18 protein-coding genes are annotated in these 18,724 nt (G+C 52.9%); 4 read left to right on the top strand and 14 right to left on the bottom strand.

The genetic code is table 11. The annotated features are described in order from the left end of the window. Positions 1-16: 16 nt before the first annotated feature. Positions 17-565, bottom strand: coding sequence for a Csu type fimbrial protein (locus ACOTYN_RS16970; protein WP_032629056.1), 549 nt, complete (start codon positions 563-565; stop codon positions 17-19). Between the two features lie 12 nt (positions 566-577). Next, positions 578-1,150 carry a Csu type fimbrial protein gene (locus ACOTYN_RS16965; protein WP_014884349.1) on the bottom strand — a complete coding sequence of 191 codons (573 nt, stop codon included), beginning with the start codon at positions 1,148-1,150 and terminating at the stop codon, positions 578-580. A gap of 429 nt (positions 1,151-1,579) precedes the next feature. Between ACOTYN_RS16965 and ACOTYN_RS16960 the strand changes: the two genes are divergently transcribed. Next, the gene (locus tag ACOTYN_RS16960) at positions 1,580-2,839 is read left to right on the top strand and encodes a dicarboxylate/amino acid:cation symporter (RefSeq protein WP_014884350.1); all 1,260 of its coding nucleotides are present in this window, start codon (positions 1,580-1,582) and stop codon (positions 2,837-2,839) included. Between the two features lie 103 nt (positions 2,840-2,942). Here the strand turns inward: ACOTYN_RS16960 and cheW are convergent, their stop codons facing one another. The 6 genes from cheW to flhD form a co-directional block, all read right to left on the bottom strand. Further along, positions 2,943-3,446 (bottom strand): chemotaxis protein CheW, encoded by a 504-nt coding sequence (gene cheW / locus ACOTYN_RS16955; protein WP_014884351.1) that lies wholly within the window; start codon positions 3,444-3,446, stop codon positions 2,943-2,945. Between the two features lie 19 nt (positions 3,447-3,465). Then, on the bottom strand, positions 3,466-5,502 hold the full coding sequence (gene cheA / locus ACOTYN_RS16950; protein ID WP_071922106.1) for a chemotaxis protein CheA: 2,037 nt from the start codon (positions 5,500-5,502) through the stop codon (positions 3,466-3,468). A gap of 4 nt (positions 5,503-5,506) precedes the next feature. Further along, complete coding sequence (motB, locus tag ACOTYN_RS16945; RefSeq protein ID WP_014884353.1) at positions 5,507-6,436, bottom strand: flagellar motor protein MotB; 930 nt, start codon at positions 6,434-6,436, stop codon at positions 5,507-5,509. After that, on the bottom strand, positions 6,433-7,320 hold the full coding sequence (gene motA, locus ACOTYN_RS16940) for a flagellar motor stator protein MotA (RefSeq protein WP_008500417.1): 888 nt from the start codon (positions 7,318-7,320) through the stop codon (positions 6,433-6,435). Before motA ends, motB begins: the two co-directional genes overlap by 4 nt. A gap of 123 nt (positions 7,321-7,443) precedes the next feature. After that, entirely contained in the window at positions 7,444-8,022 is a 579-nt protein-coding gene (gene flhC, locus ACOTYN_RS16935) for a flagellar transcriptional regulator FlhC (RefSeq protein ID WP_014884354.1), read from the bottom strand. Positions 8,023-8,024: 2 nt separating this feature from the next. Then, entirely contained in the window at positions 8,025-8,375 is a 351-nt protein-coding gene (flhD, locus tag ACOTYN_RS16930) for a flagellar transcriptional regulator FlhD (RefSeq protein WP_332956831.1), read from the bottom strand. Between the two features lie 794 nt (positions 8,376-9,169). On the opposite strand from flhD, the gene uspC reads away from it, so the two are divergent. Next, a complete protein-coding gene (gene uspC / locus ACOTYN_RS16925; RefSeq protein ID WP_071922105.1) occupies positions 9,170-9,598 on the top strand; it encodes a universal stress protein UspC in 429 nt (142 codons plus the stop codon). 17 nt (positions 9,599-9,615) lie between these two features. Here the strand turns inward: uspC and otsA are convergent, their stop codons facing one another. The 5 genes from otsA to araF all read right to left on the bottom strand — a co-directional run bounded on the left by otsA (position 9,616) and on the right by araF (position 15,565). Further along, the gene (gene otsA / locus ACOTYN_RS16920) at positions 9,616-11,040 is read right to left on the bottom strand and encodes an alpha,alpha-trehalose-phosphate synthase (RefSeq protein WP_014884356.1); all 1,425 of its coding nucleotides are present in this window, start codon (positions 11,038-11,040) and stop codon (positions 9,616-9,618) included. Continuing rightward, a complete protein-coding gene (gene otsB / locus ACOTYN_RS16915) occupies positions 11,015-11,818 on the bottom strand; it encodes a trehalose-phosphatase (protein ID WP_071922104.1) in 804 nt (267 codons plus the stop codon). The genes otsA and otsB overlap by 26 nt, the downstream gene beginning before the upstream one ends. 176 nt (positions 11,819-11,994) lie before the next feature. Beyond that, the gene (araH, locus tag ACOTYN_RS16910) at positions 11,995-12,975 is read right to left on the bottom strand and encodes an arabinose ABC transporter permease AraH (protein ID WP_014884358.1); all 981 of its coding nucleotides are present in this window, start codon (positions 12,973-12,975) and stop codon (positions 11,995-11,997) included. Positions 12,976-12,989: 14 nt separating this feature from the next. Then, entirely contained in the window at positions 12,990-14,504 is a 1,515-nt protein-coding gene (gene araG, locus ACOTYN_RS16905) for an L-arabinose ABC transporter ATP-binding protein AraG (RefSeq protein WP_014884359.1), read from the bottom strand. A gap of 71 nt (positions 14,505-14,575) precedes the next feature. Then, positions 14,576-15,565, bottom strand: coding sequence for an arabinose ABC transporter substrate-binding protein AraF (gene araF, locus ACOTYN_RS16900; protein ID WP_008500409.1), 990 nt, complete (start codon positions 15,563-15,565; stop codon positions 14,576-14,578). Positions 15,566-16,354: 789 nt separating this feature from the next. On the opposite strand from araF, the gene ACOTYN_RS16895 reads away from it, so the two are divergent. Both ACOTYN_RS16895 and ACOTYN_RS16890 read left to right on the top strand, forming a co-directional pair. Beyond that, positions 16,355-16,858 (top strand): non-heme ferritin-like protein, encoded by a 504-nt coding sequence (locus ACOTYN_RS16895; RefSeq protein WP_332956827.1) that lies wholly within the window; start codon positions 16,355-16,357, stop codon positions 16,856-16,858. 154 nt (positions 16,859-17,012) lie between these two features. Continuing rightward, positions 17,013-18,356, top strand: a complete 1,344-nt coding sequence (locus ACOTYN_RS16890) for an anaerobic C4-dicarboxylate transporter (RefSeq protein WP_014884362.1) — start codon at positions 17,013-17,015, stop codon at positions 18,354-18,356. 42 nt (positions 18,357-18,398) lie between these two features. On the opposite strand, the gene ACOTYN_RS16885 is transcribed toward ACOTYN_RS16890, so the two are convergent. Next, complete coding sequence (locus ACOTYN_RS16885) at positions 18,399-18,650, bottom strand: DUF2766 family protein (RefSeq protein WP_014884363.1); 252 nt, start codon at positions 18,648-18,650, stop codon at positions 18,399-18,401. Between the last annotated feature and the right edge of the window lie 74 nt (positions 18,651-18,724).

The raw sequence follows: 18,724 nt of genomic DNA, 5'->3' as shown, positions 1-18,724 counted from the left end.
CGACTCTCTCCCTTTATTACCATGACAAGGTCACGGTGAGCTGATCGGAATAGGTTCCTGCCGGGCTAAAGCCGGTCAGTAGCGCCACGCCAAACAGCGGCAGCGCGATGTTATTGCTGTTGGTATAGGTCACCGGTATTGCCTGGTTAACGCCAATTTCGCTGTTGGCGGCCAGCGAGCTGCTGCTGTAGAGCCGGTACGGCACCAGTTCTGTTCCTCCGGACCGCTTCATCCGACGGACGGATGAATAATTTTGACCGCCATTAATGCTCATGCTCAGCGCCACGCCCGGCGTACAGGCGATAGACAACGCCCCGTTTGGCACAAAGCTGGTACTGACTGGCGCGCTTTCCACCCCGTTATGGGTGCCAAAATCCAGCGTACCGAGAAGCCCCCCGCTACCGGTGGCCACCGCGCACCCCGGTACAATGGTCGCGCTGACCTTAAAGGACTGCGATGTCACCGCCCCCGCAGCAGGTATCAGCAACAGCCCGACGATCAGCGCGAAAAAAGGCTGCACGCTTCCCTCTGCGCGTTTGCGCAGACCTGTAAAAGGGGCCTTCATGGCAGTGCAGATCTAATAGGTCACGCTGACGTTAATCGTGTCGGTATAGGTGCCGGGTACCACCGTTACGCTGTTCCCGCCTCCGGTAATGCGGCCGTACAGGGTATAACTGTCGACCCCACCTGCCGTAGACGCGATCGGCAACGCGGTGTTATTGGCAATCACAGAGTTGAACCCGCTGTCGCTGTACAGGCTATAAGCCACGCCCTGTGCCGCGTTGGCCGTATTGACCAGGTAGCGCTCAGGCGTCCCTGGCGACCCCACCACGGAGCCAGGGGCGGTGGAATGGGTATTGCCGGTTATCGCGACCGTATAGCTGGCGGTCGTACACTGGACGGTAAAGGTGTTTCCGCCGCTGGCGCCGCTCAACTGCGTCGTAAGGGTGGAAAACGTTGCGGGATGGGTACCAAAATCGAGCGTCCCGAAGTTAATACCACTTTGCGTGGGCGATCCGTTTATCAGGCAGCCGTTTGTCAGCGTCAGCGTCGCCCCGATGGTGCCGCTGCTGGTAACGGCCAGTGCCTGATGGACTACGGTCGTAGTCAGTAATGTGCCTGCACAGATCAAAAGGAGTTTTCTTTTCATTTACCACCCTCCAGAAGACGTCTCCGTTCCCTTGCAACATTTTATTTTTAACGTTCAAGATGTTAGCCCCGCTTAACGTTCCTCTGAGGGGGTTATTGAGAATTTAGTTTACGGATATCGCTTCGACCACCCGACGCAGGGTAGTCACAACCTATGTCTTATTGACAGCATTTATTTTTTAAAAACAGAAAGTTAAACCGAAATAAAAGAATATTCGGGCGCGAAGCCTGAGGATATATCCGCAAAAGTGTGATAAGCGTCACAATATATCGTCTGCACATTAACAACAAAATTAATAAAACTTAAAAACTTGTTGTATCCCCCTACGCTTTGCGTCAATTTATGTGCCGAATAATTTCCCGCGCAGTAATAAAAAATCTATATGTATCGGCGCGGGCGACATCTAAAGCGCATAGAGGGTCTTTTTTCGTGGCAAGTGCAAACAAACTCACACTCTTCATCGTGATATTCATGCTGGCGGGTATTCTTTCAGGGGCAGCAATTCATGAATACGCATCTGCGGATGCCATTAAAGCCTGGTCGGATAATATTACCCTGCTGACCGACATCTTCCTTCGTCTGATCAAAATGGTTATTGCACCCTTGGTCTTCAGTACGCTGACCGTCGGCATTATGAAACTGGGCGAAACCTCCACCATTGGCCGCGTTGGCGGTAAAGCGATGGTGTGGTTTATCAGCTCATCGGTGCTCTCCATTCTGGTCGGACTGTTTATCGTCACGCTGGAGCATCCGGGAAGTGGTCTGAACCTGACGATCCCAACCGAGGCGGTAGATACCGGTCTGGCCGTTGGAGGCATGACGCTGAAAGCGTTTCTGTCTCACACTATTCCAACCAGTATCGCAGGCGCGATGTCGAACAATGAGATCCTGCAGATTGTAGTGTTCTCAATGTTCTTCGGTATCGGCGGTGCGTCGCTGGGGCAGAAATTCAACGCGCCGCTGGTTGCCGCGCTGGATGTGGTTTCCCATATCATGCTGAAGGTAACCGGTTACGTGATGTACGTTGCGCCGCTGGCCATCTTTGCGGCGATCTCCTCCGTCATTGCCACTCAGGGCTTAGGCATTCTGTTGAACTATGCCTCCTTTATTGGCGGTTACTATGTTGCCATCCTTCTCACCTGCCTGGTATTGCTCGCCGTGGGCTATATGGTTTTGAAAAAAGAGGTGTTTCGCCTGGTCAGCATGTTGAAAGACCCGGTACTGGTGGCGTTCACCACCAGCAGTTCTGAAGCCGCCTACCCTAAAACGCTGGAGCAACTGGAGCGTTTTGGCTGCTCACGCAATATCGCCTCTTTTGTTCTGCCAATTGGCTACTCCTTCAACCTGGTGGGGTCGATGGTGTACTGCTCGTTCGCGTCGATGTTTATCGCCCAGGCGTATAACATTCACCTGAGTTTCTCAGAGGTAACGGTACTGATGTTAACCCTGATGCTGGCGTCAAAGGGGATTGCGGGCGTACCGCGTTCGTCCCTGGTGGTGCTGGCTGCGACCATTCCAAGTTTTAATATCCCGGTAGCGGGCATTCTGCTGCTGATGGGGATTGACCACTTCCTGGATATGGGGCGTTCAGCCATTAACGTGCTGGGGAACGGGATTGCGACCGCGATGCTGTCGCAGAATGAAGGGGCGCGGGAAGCGGAAGCTGAGCTGGTAAAGCAGGAAGCGTAAGGATATGAAAGGGGTGAGGCCTGATGCCCTCACCCCGACCCTCTCCCACAGGGAGAGGGAGCAAACATAAAAAACGGCAACCGGGTTGCCGTTTTGCTTTTACCTACGCTACGTGATTCGCCGCGATATCCAGCAGCGCCATCTCTTCGCTGTTCAGCAGCTTCTCAATGTTCACCAGAATCAGCATACGCTCGCCGAGCGCACCCAGACCGGTCAGGTATTCGGTCGACAGGGTGACCGCAAACTCCGGCGCAGGGCGAATCTGGTCAGAGGTCAGAGAGAGCACGTCAGATACGCCATCCACCACGATACCCACCACGCGCTGCCCCAGGTTCAGGACGATCACCACGGTGTTGTCATTGTAGTCAACGTCGCCCTGGCTGAACTTCACGCGCAGATCGACGATGGGCACAATGACGCCGCGCAGGTTGGTGACACCTTTAATAAAAGCAGGTGTGTTAGCGATGCGGGTAACCTGATCGTAACCACGAATTTCCTGCACTTTGAGGATATCGATGCCGTACTCCTCATCGCCTAAAGTGAATACCAGGAATTCCTGCCCTGATGGCTCGCCCGCCAGTTTCGTTACATTACTCATACCGGTCATGTTTTTACCTTCTACTTAATCAGGCGGCTGTGTACGCCACACGTTGTTCACGATTTAATCCCTGAAGCGCCGACACATCGACGATCAGCGCCACGCTACCATCACCCAGAATGGTCGCGGCAGAAATACCAGGCACTTTGCGGTAGTTGCTTTCGAGGTTCTTCACCACCACCTGATGCTGACCAATCAGCTGATCAACCAGCAGCGCATAGCGACGGCCCGCACTTTGCAGGATCACAACGATGCCCTGCGTGGCCTCTGTCTTCGCGCCGTCCACTTCGAACACTTTCCACAGTTCCACCAGCGGCAGATATTCCCCGCGCACTTCGAGCACGCGCTCACCGCCCGCCAGCGGATGCAGATCTTCTTCACGTGGCTGCAGGGATTCCATCACCGCGTTCAGCGGAAGAATGAACACTTCGTCTGCCACTTTCACGGACATCCCGTCGAGGATCGCCAGCGTCAGCGGAAGCAGGATGCGAATGGTGGTGCCGGAACCCTGCTTAGACTGGATCTCAACGTGGCCGCCCATCTCCTGGATGTTACGTTTCACCACGTCCATGCCGACGCCGCGCCCGGAAACGTCAGTCACCTGCTCTGCGGTAGAGAAGCCGGGCGCGAAGATCAGCATCCCCACTTCTTCATCGGTCATGTTTTCGTTGACCGCCATGCCCTGCGAAATCGCCTTCGCCAGAATACGCTCGCGGTTAAGACCCGCGCCGTCATCGGTCACTTCGATGCAAATATTCCCGCCCTGATGTTCCGCAGAGAGAATCAAATTGCCCACCGGCGATTTTCCGGCAGCAATGCGGTTTTCCGGCAGTTCAATACCGTGGTCGAGGCTGTTACGCACGAGGTGCGTTAACGGGTCGATAATGCGCTCGATCAGGCTCTTATCCAGCTCGGTGGAGCTACCCATCAGCGTCAGTTCAATCTGTTTATTCAGTTTGCTCGCGAGATCGCGTACCAGGCGCGGGAAGCGGCTGAAGACATATTCCATCGGCATCATACGGATGGACATGACCGATTCCTGCAGATCGCGGGCGTTACGTTGTAACTGACCCATGCTGGTGATCAGATCGCCATGGGTAACCGGGTCCAGTTCATTAGAACGTTGTGCCAGCATCGACTGGGTGATCACCAGTTCGCCCACCAGGTTGATCAGCTGGTCAACCTTCTCAACGGCAACGCGAATACTGGTGGATTCGCTGGAGCGCGCGGCCGGTTTTTCACCACGTGCAGGTGCAGCAGCGTCTTTTGGCACCGCTTTCAGCGCCGGGGCCGCAGGCGCGACAGCCGGGGTCGGAGCCTGAGCGATGACGGCCACCTCTTCCTGCGCTACTGGAGCTTCCGCTTCGGCGGTTTCGGTTTCGAAGGCAATCTGGTCGGCTTCAATCACAAAGCACAGCACCGCCACGATATCGTCCTGACCAATCCCGTCATCAAGCGTAGCGGCGAGGCTGTCTTTGCCTTTCATGACATTGCTTAACGTCGCCAGGTTACCCAGCTCTTCTTCCAGCAGGTTAACCTCATTCTCTTTCAGGCGTGAAAGCACAACACGCAATTTGCCCGCTTGCGCAGCGGCTGGCGCGGTTTCACCGGCACCAACCGCATCGACAACGCTCAGTTTTGCAGCAGGGACAACGGCTGCTGCGACCTCACCTTTTGCTTCCAGAGCGAGCTGGCGAAGCGCATTGCAGATATATTCAAAGCTGGCGGCATCAGGCTCTGCCGAACTTTTATAGGCGTCGAGCTGTTCCTGCATAATATCTTTGGTTTCCAAAAACAGGTTGATAATGTCGGTATTGAGCTGCATCTCACCGCGTCGTGCTTCATCCAGCAGGTTTTCCATTAAATGGGTTGTTTCCTGCAGGATGGTAAATCCAAACGTTCCGGCTCCGCCCTTAATGGAATGCGCCGCACGGAAGATGGCATTGAGCTGCTCGGAGTCCGGTGCTTCGGGCACCAGGTCGAGCAAATGTTGCTCCATATCGGCCAACAATTCGTCGGCTTCATCAAAGAATGTCTGGTAAAAATCGCTAATATCCATGCTCACGCTATCACCTCGGATTGGCTGGTGGCGATGTTGGAACGGCAGCCGAAGGAACGGCCCCAGGCTGTTTTAAATCGTCCAGTGACTCATTCTGACTTTCGGCGTTTTCATGCAGGATGGCCTGCTCCGCCTGCTGGTTCAGCACTAAAAGACTGATACGACGGTTGATGGCGTCATCCGGCCCGCGGTCGGAGACGCGCATGGTTGCTGCCATGCCGACCACGCGCAGTACCTTGCCATCATCAAGCCCACCGGCCACCAGCTCGCGACGCGAGGCGTTGGCACGATCGGCAGAAAGCTCCCAGTTGCTGTATCCCTTCTCCCCACTGGCGTACGGGAAATCATCCGTGTGGCCTGACAGGCTGATTCGGTTAGGAATGCCGTTCAGCACCGGTGCAATAGCGCGCAGAATATCGCGCATGTACGGCTCAACCTCGGCGCTACCGGTTTTAAACATCGGACGGTTCTGGCTATCAATGATCTGAATACGCAACCCTTCCTGCACCAGATCGATTTTCAGGTGCGGTCGCAGCGCACGCAGTTTGGGGTCAGCCTCAATCAGCTGATCGAGATCGCCACGCAGTTTTTTCAGACGCGCCTGTTCCATCTTCCTCTTCAGCTCGTCGATGTTCGGCTCTTTTTTCACCTCACCCTTCTGCTGGGTGTAATCATCACCGCCGCCAGGAATGGGGCTGTCGCTGTTAGAGATACGCGGCCCACCGGTCACTGCCGTCGCCAGCGGCGTACGGAAATATTCGGCAATCTGGATCAGTTCTTTCGGGCTGGAGATGGAGATCAGCCACATCACCAGAAAGAACGCCATCATTGCAGTCATAAAGTCGGCGTACGCGATTTTCCACGAGCCGTGCGCGCCATGCCCACCGCCCTTGTGCTTGCGTTTTTTTACGATGACGATCGGATGGGACTGGTTTTTCATGCGTCCTCAGTTGTCGTCTGTTGGTTTGGGTTTTTCACCGCGCGCACGTGTTCTTCAAGTTCGATAAACGACGGACGCTCGCTGGAGTAAAGCGTTTTACGGCCAAATTCAACCGCGATCGGCGGCGCATAACCGTTGAGGTTTGAGAGCAGCGTGATCTTCACGCACTGCATCATTTTGGTGGTTTCCGCGCTCTTCTGGCGCAGGACGCTGGCCAGCGGAGAGATAAAACCATAAGCCAGCAAAATACCGAGGAAGGTCCCTACCATCGCATGGGCAATCAGCGCGCCCAGTTCGGCCGCCGGACGATCCGCCGACGCCAGGGCATGTACCACCCCCATCACCGCCGCAACGATACCGAAAGCCGGAAGCGAGTCACCCACCAGCGCCAGGCTGTTGGCCGGCACTTCAGATTCGCTTTCGTGGGTTTCGATCTCTTCATCCATCAGCGCTTCGATTTCGAAGGTATTCATATTGCCGCTAATGATGAGTCGCAGATAATCGACGATGAAATCCAGCATCATGGCATCAGCCAGAATGCGCGGATAGCTGGCAAAAATTTCGCTCTCTTTCGGGTTTTCAATATCCCGCTCAAGAGAGAACATCCCCTGCTGACGTGACTTCGCCATCAGGCGATAGAGCAGCGCCAGCAGATCCATATACATGCTTTTGGTATATTTCGAGCGACGGAACAGCAATGGAATGGCTTTCAACGTGCCCTTGATGGATTTGCCGTTGTTACCAACGATAAAAGCCCCTACCCCTGCGCCGCCGATGATAATAAGTTCAGCCGGTTGATAGAGTGCTCCAAGGTGCCCGCCGGTCATCATGTAACCGCCGAAAACTGTACCGAGAACTACCAGGTAACCTAATAAGATAAGCACGACATCATCCTTCCGCTAGTGACTATGGCAAGGACGTTCAGTTCGCAGCGTTTACCGTTTGAGGGGTAAAAAAAAGCAGCGGTAATGACTTACCGCTGCTGGAATCTTGCCCACACGTTCGGGTTAAACAGCTTGTTCGATCTGTTCATCCAGCAGTTGTGGAATAATATCGGCAGCATCCCGGGAAAGTTTACGTCTTTTTACTGCGCGGGATGGAGGCTGGCATAAACTACAGGCGAAGCTGCCAACAGGCTGATGAGCATGGGTAATAAAATTGCCATCGCAGCAATTACAGCGCGACAATTCAAGCATTCCGCTCTCAACAAAACGTACCAGCGTCCATGCTCGGGTCAGTGCCAGCAGGGGGCCTTCGTCCTGCTGCGGGCATTGTTCAAGGTAAAGTTTATACGCTTTGATCACGGCGTCGACGCCGCTACACAAACCGGTTTTCAGAAGGTATTGCCAGGCGTTACAGAACATCGATGCGTGGATATTTTGCTCCCACGTCATAAACCAGTCTGTCGAAAACGGCAACATGCCTTTCGGCGGGGGACTACCACGTAACTCTTTATACAGTTTAATGAGGCGACCACGGCTCAGCTGAGTCTCGCTTTCCAGCATTTGTAAACGAGCACCCAGCGTAATCAGCTCCATGGCAAGCTGTATGTCACGCGCTTCCTGAACAATGCTTTTCTCGCTCATTGCTAGGCCCTTTTCTTACGGGCTGCGTCATCAGGCTGGCTGATTTCGTTAAGCAAGCGAGTGGAGAGAAGAATACCGGTATGGATCTGTTGCAGATCGTCAACACGGGATTCCTGCGTCAGACGCGTGATCGTCTGCGGATTGTCAAAACGGAACTGGCAAACCAGTTGATTCGTTTCGGCCAGTTTTACCATCTGCGGGAGGATTAAACCACCCAGCATGGTTGCCATTTCTTCGTTAATACCCAGACGAAACATCGCGGACGCTTTGTCCTGACTAATTAAACGCTGCGCGAGCAGTAAATATGACAAATTGATGTCATAGATATGTTTTAGCAACTCGGATGTATGCATTGTTCCCATCCCGAATAACCAACTATTATTTTTATGCGGAAAGACCGCACCCCGTGATGTCGCCGGGAAATCACCCGGTATAAAAAGAAAAGGCTAAATGCATAGTTGAATCTAGGTTTGTATTCATCGAAACGCGCAAGAGTCGAAACGCAGTAACGTCTCTTACGTGGTTTATCATTTCTTACAAATAACTAAGATTTTTCCTAATTCGACGCAAACTCTACTCGTCAGATTTGCCACATACAATGCAGCCACCCTCAAATTTAAAAAAAATGTGATCCACGTCACACAATTTAAGTGAATATCCTCCATAAATCCATCAGTATGACTTGTAGTTTGTTCATTTTTTGCCCAATTGGCACAGTTTTGTATTCTTAATCGACGAATAGTCATGCAGAAGGGTGAAGCGAACTGGCATGTATCGTGCTTTTCCTGCCGTGAGCGCGCCCCGGAAACCTTCACAAGATGCTCATCTTAAGGAAACATTTTTCTTACCGTGAAAAAACATAGAGTTATGCAAGCCGCCCACAAAAATTGTTTCAGAGCGTGATCATTCGAAATATGTTTATAACGGGTTAAAACGATTTAACGGCAAAAGAGGGAAATTGTGTGATTTACGTTAAGTTGTTAATTTTTTTCATTTAGACGCGTTTTTCAGTTATTCTTCTTATAAGAATAATTAATGAATAATTATGATAAGCTTCACACTAATGTCGTAATCCCCTCTTGCAGATCCTGGTCATTCGCGGTAATGGTGATCACACGCTGTCTTTCAGACATCTAAGGAGTGCGACATGAGTTACTCCCATCTGCTTGTATCTGTTGCTGTTTCCCCCGAAAGCCATCTGCTTGTTTCCCGGGCCGTGTCCATCGCCAGGCCCTGCAATGCGCGCATTAGCCTCATCACGCTTGCCGCCGAACCCGAAATGTACAACCAGCTGGCAGCCCCCATGCTGGAAGATATTCGTGAGGTATTGCAGGAAGAAACACAGCAATTTCTGCGAGAGTTGGTAGAAAAGGCACAATATCCTGTTTACGAAACCGTAATTGCGACAGGTGAACTTAATGCTCATATTCTCGACATGTGTCGCAAACAGAATATTGATTTAGTAATTTGCGGGAACCATAACCACAGCTTTTTATCTCGCGCAGCTTGCGCGGCAAAATCGATTGTCGCGTCAAGCCAGGTTGATGTGCTGTTAGTGCCGCTTGGGGGGTCGTAACCCCCCCCGGAGGAATATCAGGCGAGTTTAGGGAATGTTGCGATCTTTTTTTGCAGATCGCCTTCATGGCTTTGCGGCGTTATTTCGCGGAGATCCTGAATAAAACGCGCCTGCCAGTGATTAATATCGTTCTTACGGATCGTCTCCATCATCTCAGCATGGCGTGAAATGCGCTCCGTCAGCGGCATGGTCAACGCACGGTTGAGGGCATTAGCCACGTCATCCCGATCGTAAGGGTTCACGATAAGCGCTGATGTGAGCTCATTCGCCGCCCCGGCAAACTGGGAAAGCACCAGTACCCCCGGGTCCGCCGGGTCCTGAGCCGCCACATACTCTTTTGCCACCAGGTTCATCCCGTCACGTAACGGGGTGACCAGCCCCACGTCTGCATAGCGGAAGACTTTCATCAGGATTTTGCGGTCAAAATGCTGATTCAGGTAAAAGAGCGGCGTCCAGCCAAGCTGACCATAACGACCATTGATGCGCCCCGCTTCCGTTTCCAGCTGGTGACGAATATCCTGGTAGGCCTGAACTTCACCGCGCGACGTTGGCGCTATCTGGGTATAACGAATTTTACCGTGGTGCTGAGGGTATTTATCCAGCAGCGTTTCATAGGCCAGGAAGCGTTCCGGTAGCCCTTTGGAATAATCCAGACGCTCTACCGAGAAGATATTCTTCACATGCTTGAGTTCATTCTTCAGCTGCGCCAGCTTCGGCGGCAGCGGGCCGGAAGCCTGATCCGCAATCTCGTCGGGTTCAATCCCAATCGGATACACTTCGGTGTGGAAGGTTTTCCCCCACGCCGTATGGGTCTTGCCGCCTTTTGTCATCAGTCGCGTTTTACCTGACACCGAATCCAGGAACGCGAGGCGGTCATTTTCGGTCTGGAAGCCCAATAAATCGTAATCACACAGCCCCTCCAGCAGCGCTTCATGCGGCGGCAGTGCGGTAAAGATCTCCGGCGTCGGGAACGGTATGTGCAAGAAGAAGCCAATCCGGTTGTTTACCCCCCTTTTACGCAGCTCTCGGGCGAAGGGCAGCAGGTGGTAATCGTGGATCCATAAAATATCGTCTTCCTCTATAAGAGGCAGCAGTTTATCCGCCAGCAGCGCGTTGACGCGCGAGTAGCCTTCGAAGGATTCACGCTGGAATTTGACCAGGTCAAGACGATAATGAAACGCAGGCCACAGCACGGCGTTGGAGAATTGCGAGTAATACTCGTCATAGTCTTTCTCTTTCAGCGCAAAGGATGCCCACGTGATATTCCCACGCGTCACTTTGTTAAGCGGTTTCTCTTCTTCACTGATTTCACCACTCCAGCCAAACCACAGCCCACCAGCAGCTTTCAAGGCACCTAACACCCCTACCGCCAGGCCACCTGCACTGGATTTTTTATCATCAGGCGGTGCAATTCGGTTAGAGACGACGACTAAGCGACCCATAATGGTTTCCCCCTTTGTTTTGCGCTATTTGTTGTTGTTGCTGGTTAGCGATATCAGATATCCACTGCCAGACGGCGTCGACATTTGCCAGATGCCATTCTGCGACAGTGTTACCAGGCCCCACCTTAACGGCGATCCCTCCGGCCTGATTCACCACGCGAAATCCGGCCTCGTCGGTCAGATCATCGCCTAAAAATACCGGTATACGTCCCTTAAATGGCGGTTCCGCCATAAACGCCGCAATAGCAGCACCTTTATTAATCCCCTCAGGTTTTATCTCAACGACACACTTCCCCGGCTGCAGCGCGAGCTGCGGGTGTGCATCGACCACGCTACGGGCAATCGCAAATATCGCTGCTTCGTGATGCGGTGCCTGCCGATAGTGCAAGGCGAATGCCATGCCTTTCGCTTCCAGTTCCGTACCCGGGAGTGACGCCAGCGCCGAGGAGAGTTCAGTGTGTAACGCCTGAATTAAGGTATCGGGGAGTGATACAACATGCAGTTGATCATGGATATCGCGGCGCTCCGCTCCGTGTACACCGGCTAGCGGAAAGTGGTAAGGACTGGCGAGCACATCCAGCTCGGCCATTGAGCGCCCTGAAATCAATGCCAATGCGCCCTCGTTCAGTCGAGAGAGCTGCTGCAAATTCTCTAGCACCGTATCCGGTACGACCACGTCGTCAGGATGCGGCTGGATCCCGGCGAGCGTCCCGTCGAGGTCAAAAAAGAAAGCATATTTTCCGGGCAGTACAGGCGGTGCGGTTAACGAGTCAGCCACCCTTTTCCTCCTTACAGTTGATGAGAGGTAAACGCCTTTACCTCTTTCATAGCCATGTAAGTATAGACAGTGTGATGGGGCTCGCCATTTGACAACCGCCCCGCCAGCAAAACTGGCGAGGCGGTTCAGGGGTCAACTATGGTTATAAGTTGAGCAATAAAAAGTCAGCGTCGGGGTTACACGGTACGCTTTGCTTTTTGCTTGTAACGGTCGAATATCACCGCCGCCAGCAGGATCAGACCACGTACCACGTACTGAGAGAACGGCGAAATATTCAGCAGGTTCATGGCGTTCTCTACCGTCCCTAAAATCAGGATACCAGCCACCACATATGAGATTTTTCCGATGCCACCCTTGAGGGAAACACCCCCTAAAACGCAGGCAGAAATGACGATCAGCTCATAACCAATCGAGGTCATTGGCTGGCCGCTGGTCATACGCGAGGCCAGAATAATCCCGGCGGCGGCAGAGACCAGTCCCGAGAGGACAAAGATAATAATCTTGGTGCGCACCACCGGCACACCGGCCAGACGTGCGGCTTCTTCATTGCCCCCGATCGCCAGAGTATTGCGGCCAAACGTGGTCCGGTTGAGCAGGAAGCCGAACAGGATCAGGCAGGCCACGGTGAGCCAGATTGGCGCAGGCAGGCCCAGCCAGTTGGCGTAACCCAGCGTAAAGAAGCGCTCGTCTTCAATCCCGACCGCTTTACCGTCGGAGATGATATAGGCCAGACCTCGCACAATTTGCATCGTCGCAAGCGTGGTGATCAGGGCGTTAATCTTCAGACGAGCAATGACAAAACCGTTCACCAGGCCGCTAAGCACGCCGAGTAACAGACCCGCCAGCACGCCAATCCACAGGCTTTCTGTCATGTTGATCACCACGGCGGTGGTCACGCCCGCACAGGCGATAACAGAGGCCACCGACAGGTCGAAATCACCGGAGGCCAGACAGAACAGCATACCGCAGGCCACCATGCCGGACATGGAAATGGCCAGGCCCAATCCTTTCATATTAATGAAAGTGGCAAAGTTAGGGACGAAGATCGCACAGGCGACGAAAAGTGCGGCAAAGACCACCAGCATGCCGTACTGATCCCAGATACGACCAAAACTAAAAGCCGACTTCGGCGCTCCGGATGTAGTAACAGAGGACATCATTAACTCCTTACTCAGGCGACTGCCTGGCTGACTTTAGGCATGGCGAGGTTCAACGCCTGTTGTTCATTCGCCTGTTCATGAAGTAATTCACCGGCGATTTCGCCTTCACGCATCACCACAATGCGGTCGGCAACGCCAAGCACCTCCGGCAGATCGCTGGAGGCGAAAAGTACCGCCACGCCGCGTTTTGCCAGTTCATAGATCACGTTATAAATCTCGTGTTTTGCGCCCACATCGATACCGCGCGTCGGCTCATCCAGCAAAATGACCTTCATGTCTTCCGACAACCAGCGGCCTAAAATGGCCTTCTGCTGGTTCCCCCCTGACAGATTCATAATCAACTGTTCCGGGCCGGGCGTTTTAATATTCAGCGAGCGAATATGGTGATCGGCATTGCTCGACTCCCAGCTGTCGTTTATCAGGCAACCCGCGCGAATAAACTTACGGCGGGCGGAAATATTGATGTTGTCACGCACCGAATGCACCGGAATGATCCCTTCCGCTTTGCGGTCTTCCGGACAGAGCATCATTCCTGCCCTGATTGCGTGGGCGGGTTTCTGGATATCAACCTGCTCACCGTCGATGGAGACCCGCCCTGCGGAAATGCGGGTACCTCCGAACAAGCCTTTCATTAATTCGCTGCGCCCCGCCCCGACCAGGCCAAACAGCCCGACGATCTCGCCGCTGCGGACGGATAATGAAACCGGTGTTCTCACGCCTGGCGCTTTCACGTTTTCCAGCCGCAGGCGTTCAGGGCCATACTCGCGCGGCTTCCAGTGATAGATATCGCCCAGATCGCGCCCGACCATCGCCTGAACAAGCTGGTCATGGTTAACCTGCTGCATATCGCTAAAGGTGCGCACATAGCGCCCATCTTTAAAGACGGTAATGGCATCGCTCAGAGCAAATATCTCTTCCATGCGGTGCGAGACATACAAAATGGTGCGTCCTTCCTGTCGCAACTCGCGGATCACGCGGAACAGGTTTTCGATTTCACGCTTGGAGAGCGAGCTGGTGGGTTCATCGAAAGCAATAATTTTGGCGTTGCGCGCCAGCGCCTTGGCAATTTCAACCATCTGCCACTGGCCGATGGAGAGATATTTCAGTGGCGTCTGGGGATCGACATCCAGACCAAGATGTTTAAGCTGCAGCCCCGCTTCATAATTAAGTAGCGAACGGTTCACCACGCCGCCTTTGTGCGGAAGCTGGCCTAAATAGATATTTTCCGCCACGGTCATCTCGGGAATAAGGTGCAATTCCTGATAGATAATGGCCACCCCGGCATTAAGCGCCGCCGTGGTATCGGCGAAGGCCATCTCTTCGCCGCGAATAGCCAGCGTGCCGGTTGTTGGCGCGTAGTTGCCGCTGAGGATTTTTAACAGCGTGGATTTCCCCGCTCCGTTTTCCCCCATCAGGGCGTGAACCTGTCCGGCATAGCAGTCAAAGCTGATATCGGTCAGCGCATTAACACCGGGGAACGTTTTCCCGATGCCGCGAAAAGAGAGATAGGGATGAGACTGTTGCATAACGACTCCGTGATTCCTGTAGTCTGTACGTCTGGCCCCTTACGGCGAGTAAGGGGCACAATCACAGCGTATTACTTACCGCCCAGTCCTTTTTTCGCCAGTTCCTCTTTGAAGTTGTCGCGGGTGATCAGCACCACGTCGGTCACTTCGGTAAATTTCGGCGGTTCAGCGCCTTTGGTTACCCAGTTGTAGAGCATTTCGCTGGATTTGTAGCCGTGGACATCCGGGCTTGGCAGCAGAGAACCGTAGAAGCCGGTGGCCTGCGCTTTGGAAAGCTCACTGACGGCGTCAACGCCGTTGATGCCAATTCCAATCACATCGGGCGCTTTAAAGCCCTGGCCTTCTGTCGCACGGACCCCACCCAGCACGGTGTTATCGTTCATACCGACCACCAGCCAGTGCTTCACTTCCGGGTGCTGAACCAGCATGGAGTTCGCGGCGTCAAATGCCCCCGGGATATCGTTGGATTTGGTCGGGACTTTATAGATCTGTTTCTCCGGGAAACCGGCCGCTTTCAGCGCGTCCATTGAGCCCGTCGTGCGACGACGTGCTGTGTCCAGCTCATCAGCGGTAATGGCCATGACGGCGGTCTCTTTCACATCCCAGCCGCGTTTCTGCATTTCTTTATAGAGTTCCTGACCCTGACGTTCGCCGATTTTGGTCGCCGCCATCATGACCAGGGGCACGCTGTCCATCGGTTTGCCTTTGGCATTCACGAACTGATCGTCAACGGCAATGACTTTCATGTCATAACCGCGGGCTTTCGCCGCAATGGCGGACCCCAGTTTCGGATCCGGTGTACAGATAACAAAACCTTTTGCACCGCTGGCCGCCAGGCTGTCGATGGCGTTCAGCGTTTTCTCACCGTCGGGCACGGCGATTTTAATCACTTCAAAACCTAAATCTTTCCCGGCTTTATCTGCGAATTTCCACTCGGTCTGGAACCAGGGTTCTTCGGGCTGTTTTACCAGAAAACCGAGTTTTAAATTCTCAGCGATAGCGGATTGTGACATAACGGCAGCCAGACCGATGGCCGCCAGCGCTTTAGTAAATTTGTGCATGGTAAACTCCAGCTTTAGCATTCTTTTCTGTAGGGAATATTTGCGTGCTTCTTATTTAATCGGACTTAAAACAAGGCATTAGCGCTTACCTCGTCATAAGCGTTATTGCTGGTGATAGTTTTAGCGGGAAATTAATCATCCATAAGAGAGCCCCATCACACCGCAGAATTACAGTAATTGCGTACATAAATTCAGCGAAAAATGACATAAAAAAGGCAGGATTTGTCAGACAAATAAAAGAGGGGTGAGCAGAATTATCCATAAGATTAGCTAAGAAGTCCCTGATGCCATTAGACCGGTCACGCCGGGGCTAAGGGTTGAAAGGAACATCCTGCTTTCCATCAAAAAAACACACTCGCGCTGAAAATATATTTCCCGGCAAAAATTGATTTAGCGCAATTTTAATGAAACATCATATATGCGAAATGAATTATCTGTATTTATTGTTTTCCCAGATAATTATTCCGGCGCAATACTCCCGAAACACAAACCGTAGCACTAAAAACAGACTATCTCTTTATTATCAGTAAGATAGTGAGATTTCATTTCATGGGAATCTATTTGCATATTTGTACTATATTAAATTTTGTAATGTATGGTAAAAACAGCGGGATTAAGACTTTTCTTAAATTAAAGACAACGGTATGCTTATTTATATCGAACACAGGAAGTGAATTTCGGTCAGCTTTGGCACTGCAGAATCTCTTTTTCTGCTCTATTTCTTCGTATTTGCCTGGCGCTCAGGTTAAGCAACGGACATCACGTCCCACAGTCTATAAGGATATGAGTATGGCTACCCAAACGATGATGCAAAAACTTAACGCGCAGATGAACCTTGAGTTTTACGCCTCAAATCTGCACCTTTACCTCAGTGCGTGGTGTTCCGAGAAAAGCCTTACGGGCTCTGCCACGTTCTTTCGTTCACAGGCCCAAAGCAACGTCACCCACATGATGCGCGTCTTTAATTTCCTGAAAGCGGCGGGGGCAAACCCGGTTGTTAAAGCCCTGGAGGGGATCAACGATAATTACTCTTCTCTGGAAGAATTGTTTGAAAAGACGCTGGAAGAGTATGAACAGCGTTGCACGACGCTCAACAAACTGGCCGATGAAGCCAGAGCGCAGCATGACATGACCACGCTGAAATTCCTGCGCGATATGGATAAAGAGCAGCAGCAGGACGGAATGCTGCTGAAAACCCTTGCGGACGAGATCCATAATGCGCAACAGGCAGGTTTGTGCCCGGAACAAACCGATCGCCACCTGCTCGACATTGTCACAATGCAGCATCACTGACGCTTTTGACCTGCTCCCGTTCGGAGCAGGTTACCTTCCCTGCGCCAACCTTCTGCTTTTGCTGAGATTTAACAAATCAGATCTCGCTCCCAATGATTAACCACACAACATGTAATGATTTATTTAATTACATAATCATTGACGAGGGAGCAGCATGATCACCATTGAGTTTATTGTCATTCTCCTCTGCCTGCTGACGGGTACACGTTTCGGCGGCATGGGGCTTGGGTTAATCAGCGGGATTGGCCTTTTTATTTTGTGTTTTGTCTTTGGTCTCCAGCCCGGCAAGCCGCCGGTTGACGTGATGTTGACCATTCTCGCCGTGATTGGTTGTGCAGCCACCCTGCAAACTGCCGGCGGGCTCAATGTCATGATGCAATTTGCCGAACGCCTCCTGCGCAAACATCCGCAGCACATCACGCTTCTCGCCCCGTTTACCACCTGGATGCTGACCTTTCTCTGCGGTACCGGCCATGTGGTCTACACTATGTTCCCCATCATTGCGGATATCGCCCTGAAAAAAGGGATCCGACCCGAGCGCCCAATGGCCGTGGCATCGGTAGCATCGCAGATGGCAATCACGGCATCACCGGTTTCCGTCGCCGTCGTGTCGCTGGTCTCCATCCTGGCCGCCCAGCATGGGATCGGTCACGCATGGGGGATCCTGGAAATACTCGCCGTGTCGGTTCCCGCTTCACTTTTTGGTGTCGCCATTGCTGCCCTGTGGAGTTTACGCCGCGGGAAAGATTTGTCTGACGACAGGGAGTTTCAGGAAAAACTAAAAGACCCAAAGCAGCGTGAGTTTATCTATGGCGGTACGGAGACGTTAATGAATCAACGTTTTCCGAAGCAGGCTTACTGGTCGACCTGGATTTTCTTTGCCGGTATTGCCGTGGTTGTCCTGCTAGGGGCCTTCCCCGAACTGCGCCCCGCCTTCGAGCTGAAAGGCAAAATGACGGCGCTGTCGATGAACCTGGTCATTCAGATGATGATGCTCATTGCCGGTGCCGTGATGCTGATGGCCTGCAAGGTCAATGCCTCAGCCATTTCTAACGGCGCGGTATTTAAGGCCGGTATGGTGGCGATTTTCTCGGTGTTCGGGGTGGCGTGGATGAGCGATACCTTTTTCCAGGCGCATCTCGACGAGTTAAAACTGGCGCTGGAAGGCGTGGTGAAAAGCCATCCGTGGACGTATGCCATCGTGCTTTTCCTGGTGTCGAAGCTGGTGAACAGCCAGGCGGCTGCCCTGACGGCCGTGGCGCCAATGGGGCTGATGCTGGGGATCGATCCAAAAATGCTGATCGCCTTTTTCCCGGCGTCATACGGCTATTTTGTTCTGCCGACCTATCCCAGTGATTTAGCCTGCATCGGCTTCGATCGCTCAGGAACCACCCGCATCGGCAAATTCATCATTAACCACAGCTTCATTCTGCCCGGGTTAATCGGTGTGAGCTGCGCGTGTGCGGCGAGCTACCTGCTGGTACAGACTTTCTTTTAAAGGCATCAACGGGCGACTTACGCGGTCGCCCGTTTGCAGATATTAATGCGACTCGCCCTGCGGGGTGAAGCGCAGCTCAATCAGCGCGATGGCTTTCTGGATCGCACGAAGCGTCACCGGGTCAGCGGCGGCAGGATGGCTGGTGAAATCAATGTTTCTCAGCTGCGTGGACATCTTCTCGCGGACTTCAACCGGGGCAATAACATCCAGAACATCAAGGATTTGCTTAATAACCAGCTGACAGGCAACAACGTCAGAGACCAGTTCCTGATCGGCGCTCAGGTTTTGTGACATGGGGCTTCTCCTTATTTAAAGGCCGCCATAGTATCAAAACGCAGCCCCTGACATCTCCCCTTCGTCACCAGCAG

Origin of the sequence: Enterobacter cloacae complex sp. IR5458 (assembly GCF_049238025.1) — a bacterium.
In the GTDB taxonomy this organism is placed as follows: Bacteria; Pseudomonadota; Gammaproteobacteria; order Enterobacterales; family Enterobacteriaceae; genus Enterobacter; species Enterobacter kobei.
This window is presented reverse-complemented; position numbering and strand designations above follow the sequence as displayed.

Coding starts and splice junctions, on each gene's coding strand:
- flhD (WP_332956831.1), bottom strand. CDS start 8,375: ATGCATACATCCGAGTTGCTAAAACATATCTATGACATCAATTTGTCA.
- cheW (WP_014884351.1), bottom strand. CDS start 3,446: ATGACCGGTATGAGTAATGTAACGAAACTGGCGGGCGAGCCATCAGGG.
- araG (WP_014884359.1), bottom strand. CDS start 14,504: ATGCAACAGTCTCATCCCTATCTCTCTTTTCGCGGCATCGGGAAAACG.
- ACOTYN_RS16895 (WP_332956827.1), top strand. CDS start 16,355: ATGGCTACCCAAACGATGATGCAAAAACTTAACGCGCAGATGAACCTT.
- otsA (WP_014884356.1), bottom strand. CDS start 11,040: ATGGGTCGCTTAGTCGTCGTCTCTAACCGAATTGCACCGCCTGATGAT.
- flhC (WP_014884354.1), bottom strand. CDS start 8,022: ATGAGCGAGAAAAGCATTGTTCAGGAAGCGCGTGACATACAGCTTGCC.
- araH (WP_014884358.1), bottom strand. CDS start 12,975: ATGTCCTCTGTTACTACATCCGGAGCGCCGAAGTCGGCTTTTAGTTTT.
- ACOTYN_RS16890 (WP_014884362.1), top strand. CDS start 17,013: ATGATCACCATTGAGTTTATTGTCATTCTCCTCTGCCTGCTGACGGGT.
- ACOTYN_RS16970 (WP_032629056.1), bottom strand. CDS start 565: ATGAAGGCCCCTTTTACAGGTCTGCGCAAACGCGCAGAGGGAAGCGTG.
- motB (WP_014884353.1), bottom strand. CDS start 6,436: ATGAAAAACCAGTCCCATCCGATCGTCATCGTAAAAAAACGCAAGCAC.
- ACOTYN_RS16965 (WP_014884349.1), bottom strand. CDS start 1,150: ATGAAAAGAAAACTCCTTTTGATCTGTGCAGGCACATTACTGACTACG.
- uspC (WP_071922105.1), top strand. CDS start 9,170: ATGAGTTACTCCCATCTGCTTGTATCTGTTGCTGTTTCCCCCGAAAGC.
- araF (WP_008500409.1), bottom strand. CDS start 15,565: ATGCACAAATTTACTAAAGCGCTGGCGGCCATCGGTCTGGCTGCCGTT.
- ACOTYN_RS16885 (WP_014884363.1), bottom strand. CDS start 18,650: ATGTCACAAAACCTGAGCGCCGATCAGGAACTGGTCTCTGACGTTGTT.